The sequence below is a fragment of the Sulfobacillus harzensis genome (assembly GCF_012933365.1).
GTDB classification, from domain to species: Bacteria; Bacillota; Sulfobacillia; order Sulfobacillales; family Sulfobacillaceae; genus Sulfobacillus_B; species Sulfobacillus_B harzensis.
The window spans coordinates 1-1,330 of sequence record NZ_JABBVZ010000270.1 but is presented as its reverse complement, the minus strand read 5'-3'; the positions used below and the strand labels follow the sequence as shown (position 1 = coordinate 1,330).

General features: G+C 58.8%; 2 protein-coding genes. Both read left to right on the top strand.

Going from position 1 to position 1,330, the window contains the following annotated elements:
* The first annotated feature begins 201 nt into the window (after positions 1-201).
* Positions 202-687 (top strand): DUF3854 domain-containing protein, encoded by a 486-nt coding sequence (locus tag HIJ39_RS24450; protein WP_169103345.1) that lies wholly within the window; start codon positions 202-204, stop codon positions 685-687.
* Complete coding sequence (locus tag HIJ39_RS22955; protein WP_169103344.1) at positions 684-899, top strand: TM2 domain-containing protein; 216 nt, start codon at positions 684-686, stop codon at positions 897-899. Before HIJ39_RS24450 ends, HIJ39_RS22955 begins: the two co-directional genes overlap by 4 nt.
* The last annotated feature ends 431 nt before the right edge of the window (positions 900-1,330 follow it).

The window sequence follows — 1,330 nt, the reverse complement described above, 5'->3', positions numbered from 1 at the left end:
GGAACCGACATGGGGAGCCTACACCCTCACGGTTCGAGCACGCCATGGCCCAGCACCACCAAAAGTGTGCAAGAGCCATTTCCTGTTGACTAAACACAGCCGGGGCTTGCCCCGATCACCCCCGTCTCCGCCGGGGTACCCGGGTTTGCCCGCAAGGGGGGGCGGTGGCGCATCGTCGGCCCGGCGGGCATCGCCATCCCCGTGCGTGACGTGCAAGGTCAGATTCAGGCCATCCACGTCCGGGCGGACGACCCGGCCAAGGGCAAATACCGCTGGCTTTCCACACCCGCTCCCACCTATGTCGGGGGTGCAGCATCCGGGGCTCCGGTGCATGTGGTTCGTGGCGTCGATGATGTGGTCTGGATTACGGAAGGGCCGTTGAAGGCCATCGTCGCCCATGCGCGTCTCGGCCACACCGTCCTCGGCGTACCGGGTGCGGGAGCTTGGGCCCCGGTGCTCGACATCTTAGCCGTAGTCCGGCCGAAGCGCGTAATTATCGCGTTCGACCGCGACCCCAATCCGGAAACCGCCGGGAAGGTCGCACAGCACGTGGTGCGCTTGACGGACGCTCTCACGGAAGCCGGATGGCCGCTCATGATGGCGCGCTGGGACGGGCCGAAGGGCTTGGATGACGCACTGGTCGCTGGGGCGCGCATTACGTTCGAACAGGAGGCTTCTTCACAATGAAAAACAAACTGGCCGCCGGGCTTCTGGGGCTCTTCCTCGGAGGCCTCGGCATCCATAAGTTCTATCTGGGCCAAACCGGACGTGGGATTCTCTTCCTGGTCTTTTTCTGGACCGGCATTCCCGCGATCATCGGCTTCATTGAGGGGATCGTTCTGATTGCACAGCCAGATGACGTGTTCAACGCTAAGTATAACGGCGGGGCTACTGCGTAACAGACGGTCGTTTTTCGGCCTCCCGATGTCAGTCTTGGGCAGTGGGTCTTGTACACTAAGATTCAGAGGAATGAATCTTGCACAATGCCCACTGTTGCAGACATGAAAACGGAAATCGAAGACCTCAAACACGAGGTTAAACGCCATCAATTGTTTACTAACTGGGTCCAAGCTATGGTTGACTACTTTCGCCGGGAAGCGAAAACGAGACCTGCTTATGACTACGTGCGAGGACAGGTGATTTTGGTCGATTTTGGATTCAATGTCGGAAACGAGTTCGGCGGTAAACATTACGCGGTCGTTCTACTCGACTCTCCGCACTGGAATCCCAAAGTGGTCGTGTTACCGCTTACCAGAGGGTGTAAGATCTTTTGTGTAAACGTTCCCCGCTGCGGTAAAATTAGGAGATACGCGCCATCCAGGCTCTGGGG